This is a genomic window from Pseudomonas sp. K5002, assembly GCF_013386655.1.
GTDB lineage: Bacteria > Pseudomonadota > Gammaproteobacteria > Pseudomonadales > Pseudomonadaceae > Aquipseudomonas.
On sequence record NZ_JACARK010000708.1, the window covers coordinates 1 to 5169 of the forward strand.

Annotated in this window: 4 protein-coding genes; all 4 read left to right on the plus strand. The window is 61.8% G+C overall.

Annotated features, from left to right (window positions below; genetic code table 11):
* On the plus strand, positions 1-2468 hold a 2468-nt coding region (locus tag HX846_RS26680), incomplete at its 5' end, for a TonB-dependent receptor (protein WP_178966427.1).
* A 131-nt stretch (positions 2469-2599) separates the two neighbouring features.
* Entirely contained in the window at positions 2600-3208 is a 609-nt protein-coding gene (locus HX846_RS26685) for a biliverdin-producing heme oxygenase (RefSeq protein ID WP_178966428.1), read from the plus strand.
* 170 nt (positions 3209-3378) lie between these two features.
* A complete protein-coding gene (locus tag HX846_RS26690; protein ID WP_008435511.1) occupies positions 3379-3780 on the plus strand; it encodes a YbaN family protein in 402 nt (133 codons plus the stop codon).
* Between the two features lie 123 nt (positions 3781-3903).
* Positions 3904-5169 (plus strand): HAMP domain-containing protein (locus HX846_RS26695; protein WP_178966429.1); only part of this gene is annotated, 1266 nt, incomplete at its 3' end.

Below are 5169 nucleotides of genomic sequence, written 5' to 3' on the forward strand. Positions count from 1 at the left end.
CCGAGCCTGCCAGCCGCAGCCAGGGCAATTACAGCTTCAGCATCGAGCAGCAATCCCTGGTCTCGGCGCTGAACGCCTTCACCGCGGTGACCGGCTGGCAAGTCGGCCTGCCGGCAGAACTGGGCCAGGGTGTGTCGTCCCCTGGCGTGCGCGGCTCATTGCCGGCGGATAAAGCCCTGGACCGGCTGTTGGTGGGGACCAACCTGGGTTATCGCAAACTGGGCAACAACAACATCGTGCTGGAAAAACGCGTCGCCGTCGGCGCCATCACCCTGCAACAGATGACCATCAGTGCCACCCGCCAGGAACAGGCCGTGGACAGCGTGCCCAGCACCGTGACCGTGCACGACCGCGAAGAACTGGACCGCCAGAACGTCAACACCATCCGTGAACTGGTGCGTTATGAGCCAGGTGTTTCGGTGGGCGGTGCCGGCACCCGCTCCGGCAATGCTGGCTACAACATTCGCGGGATCGACGGCGACCGTATCCTGACCCAGGTGGACGGCGTCGAGGTGCCGGACAACTTCTTCAACGGCCCCTACGCCAAGACCCGCCGCAACTACGTCGACCCGGAAATCGTCAAGCGCGTGGAAATCCTGCGCGGCCCGGCCTCGGCCTTGTACGGCAGCAGCGCCATCGGCGGCGCGGTGAGCTACTTTACCCTCGACCCCAACGACATCATCAAGCCCGGGCAGGACTACGGCGCACGCCTGAAGACCGGCTACAGCTCCGCCGATGAGAGCTGGCTGACCTCCGGCACCGTCGCCGGTCGCGTGCAGGACTTCGACGGCTTGCTGCACCTGAGCCAGCGCAACGGTCACGAGATGGAATCCTACGACGGGAATAACGCCACCGGCCTGGCCCGCACCGGCGCCAACCCGGAAGATGCGCGCACCACCAACGTGCTGGCCAAACTGGGTTGGAACTACGGCGAAGACAACCGCCTGGGCCTGACCTACGAGAAGTTCAAGGACGATCGCGACACCAACCTGAAAAACGCAGTGGGTGGCCCGTTTGTCGGTGGCCAGGGCTTCAATTTCTACCGCGGCCGCACGGGCAACGACACCATCACCCGCGAACGCTTCGGCATCGAAAACAAGTTCGCCCTCGACTCGCCGATTGCCGATCACATCAAGACCAGCCTCAACTACCAGATCGCCAAGACCGACCAGACCACCGCAGAAATCTACCAGCCATCGCGCAAGGTATTGCGCACCCGCGAGACCCTGTACGAAGAGAAGCAGTGGGTATTCGACGCGCAGTTGGACAAGGCTTTCAGCATCGGCGAAACCGACCATGTCGTGACCTACGGCACCACCCTCAAGCAGCAGAAAGTCACCGGTTCCCGTGAGGGCGCCGCGACCTGCCTGGCGGTCGGCGCAGGCTGCACCGCCATCGGTGCACCAAGCCCGTCGGCCGCCGACAGCGTGAAAAAAGCCAGCGACTTCCCCGACCCGACCATCAACTCCTACGCGCTGTTTGCCCAGGACCAGATTGCCTGGGACAAGTGGACCTTCCTGCCCAGCGTCCGCTACGACTACATCCAGCTCAAACCCAAGCTGACCCAGGAATTCCTCAATACCGTTGACCCGACACGCATCTACGACCACAGCGATTCGGAAAAGAACTGGCACCGTGTAACGCCCAAGTTCGGCGTGACTTACGCCCTGACCGAGCAATACACCTGGTTCGGCCAATACGCCGAAGGCTATCGCACCCCGTCGGCCAAGGCCTTGTATGGCCGCTTTGAAAACCTGCAGCAGCGCTACACCGTCGAACCCAACCCGGACCTCAAGCCGGAAAGCAGCCGGGGCGTCGAAACCGGGATTCGCGGCAACTTCGACTCGGGCTCGTTTGATGTGGCGGTGTACTACAACAAGTACCGTGATTTCATCGACGAAGATGCCTCGGTTGCCGGTGGCACCGTCCAGCAGTTCGAAGCCAACAACATCAAGCACGCCACCATCAAGGGCGTGGAGGCCAAGGGCCGCTTGAGCCTCGACGCATTCGGCGCACCGCAGGGCCTGTATACCCAAGGCTCGATTGCCTACACCTACGGGCGCAATGACGACAACGGCGAACCGTTGAACAGCGTCAACCCGCTCAAGGGCGTGTTCGGCCTGGGCTATGACCAGCAGAACTACGGTGCCCTGGTCAGCTGGACCCTGGTCAAGAAACAGGACCGCGTCGACAGCACCACCTTCTTCGCCCCTGACGGCAACAGCGCCAACGGCCCGTTCAAGACCCCGGGTTTTGGCATCGTCGACCTGACCGGCTTCTACAAGGTCACCAACGACGTGACCATCAACGGCGGCCTGTACAACCTGACGGACAAGAAATACTGGAACTGGGATGACGTGCGCAGCTACGACAGCGTCGGCGAAGCCGGTGTGACCGGCCCGGCCAACCTCGACCGCCTGACCCAGCCGGGCCGCAACTTTGCGATCAATCTGATCTGGGACATCTGATCCATGGAGCCTCACCCCGGCGCGATTTAATCTGCGCCGGGGTGAGGATTTTTTACTGTGACGCGTCTTCTGGTTCGTCTAGTTCATAACAGCCTGGCAACCAGACGCTTTCTCTTCTCAAGGACTCCCCGATGACCGCCTCCCCTACCGCAGAACGTGCAGCCCTGCGCTCCCAGCGCCTGAACCAGATCACCAACGAACCGCACACCAAGCTCGATGCGTTGGTGAAGGCCCATGCACCGTTTGAAACCCAGGCCAACTTCGCCCGCTTCGTGGTCGCGCAATACCTGTTCCAGTCGGAGCTGGTGGCGCTGTACAACGATGCAGAGTTGATCAAGATCGTCCCTGACCTCGCCGAACGCTGCCGTGCCGAAGCGGCCAAGCTGGACCTGGGCGACCTGAACACCGAAGTACCGGCACCGGTGGCCGGCGCGGTGAAAAACCCGAGCAAGGCCGAAGCGCTGGGCTGGCTGTTCGTGTCCGAAGGCTCCAAGCTGGGCGCCGCGTTCCTGATCAAGCGTGCCGTGGGCCTGGGTTTGAGCGAAACCTTCGGTGCCCGTCACCTGGGCGAGCCTGCGGGGGGTCGCGCTGAAGGCTGGAAGCGCTTCACCCGCACCCTCGACGCACTGGAATTCACCGCTGAAGAAGAAGCCGAAGTGGAGAAAGGCGCGATTGATGCGTTCGTGCGCTTCACCGTGTTGCTGGAACAGGCGTACGCTAGCGCCCCTGAGCTGGCCTGATTCCCTGATTGGAATGCAATCAAATGTGGGAGCGGGCTTGCTCGCGAATGCGGTGGATCAGTCAATATATCTGGTGACTGAACCACCGCATTCGCGAGCAAGCCCGCTCCCACATTTTGATCCGGTTTCACTTTGAATCCTTCGTAAATCCATCCATGCAAACCGCACCCATGACCGGCAAAACCCAATCCTCATCCAAAATCGCCCGCGTCCTGTTCGGCCTGCTGGCCTACGTCAGCCTGGGCATCGGCTTGATTGCGATTGTGGTACCGGGCTTGCCCACCACCGAGTTCATCCTGCTGGCCGCCTGGGCCGCCACCAAAAGCTCGCCGCGCCTGAGTGCCTGGCTGGAAAACCACCGGCTGTTCGGGCCGATCCTGTTCAATTGGCGCAATGGCAAGATCATCGCCCGCCGGGCCAAAGTCAGCGCCACCGTGAGCATGCTGCTGTGCGCCGGCCTGATGCTGGTGATGCTCGACCACGGCTGGCCGATCTACCTGGCCATCGCCGGAATGAGCATGGGCAACCTGTGGATCTGGTCGCGACCGGAACGTCTCCCGCAACCCACCTGACACCCTGACTACCGCTCATCGGCTCCCGCTCATGAACTGCCGGCCCAAGCCGATGTTCCGGGCATAGCGCCGAATGGACTCGCGTGAGCTTGCATACTAATAAGTCCATTCGCGGGTACTTCTATGTTCGACACCCTCTCCATTCGCTTGAAAATCGTGCTGTTGTCCGGTCTGTGCCTGCTGGGGGTGATCGCCCTGGTGGTCGGCATGAACCTGTACCAGACCAACCAGAACGACGAACTCATCAGCGATTCAAGCTCGCGAATGCTCACCGACAGTGTGCAGAACCTGCTGCAGGCCAAGGCCGCCGAGCAAGCGGTGCAACTGCAAAAAACCTTCGGTGAAAGCCTGTTGGTGGTGACGGCCCTGGCCGACCAGATCAAGGACCTGCGCACTCTGGCCGCCAAGCGCTCGCTGGATGCCGGGGCCTTGCGTGAAGAACTCAACCACAGCCTGAAAACCGCCTTCGACCGCAACACCAAGGTGCTCGGCATCTGGCTGTCGTTCGAGCCCAACGCCCTCGATGGCAAAGACAGTGAATTCGTCAATGATGCCGCCCGTGTGTCCAACGAAAAAGGCCGCTTTTCCAGCTACTGGAGCCGCGCCGGCGGTGAAGGCCTGAACACCGTGATGGTCGAGGATGACCTGACCAAGACCACCCTCAACCTCAGCGGCACGCCCTACAACATCTGGTACACCTGCCCGCGGGACACCAAAAATACCTGCCTGCTGGACCCGTATGAAGACACCGTGGCCGGCAAGCCGGTGTTGATGACCACCATTTCCCTGCCGCTGCTGGTCGACGGCAAAGTGATCGGCGTGGTCGGTGTGGACCTCGCCCTCAATGCCCTGCAAGCGGCGACCGATGCGGCGCAAAAAGAACTGTTCAACGGCGCCGGAATTCTCGAAATACTGTCCGGTAACGGCTTGATCGCCGGCTACAGCGGCGAGCCGGCCAAAGTCGGCAAAAACCTGGTGGACACCCTCGGTGCCGAAGGCAAAGAGATCGTGCAACTGCTGGCCAGCGATACCCGCAAGATCCGCGAGGAAGACGGCACGATTCGCGCCGTGTACCCGGTCAAACCGATTGCCGACGCCAAATCCTGGGGCGTGGTGATCAAACTGCCCAAACAAGTGCTGCTGGCAGACTCGCTCAAACTCCAGGCGGTGCTCGACAAGGCCCAGGCCAGTGGCACCGTCAAGGCGTTGCTGGTAGGCGCAGCCGCCGGGCTGCTGGGCCTGTTGCTGATCTGGCTGACCGCCACCGGCGTGACCCGGCCGATCAACAGCGTGGCCGCCATGCTCAAGGAAATCGCCAGCGGCGACGGCGACCTCACCCAGCGCCTGGCCTACGGTAAAAAAGATGAACTGGGGGAACTGGTGAACTGG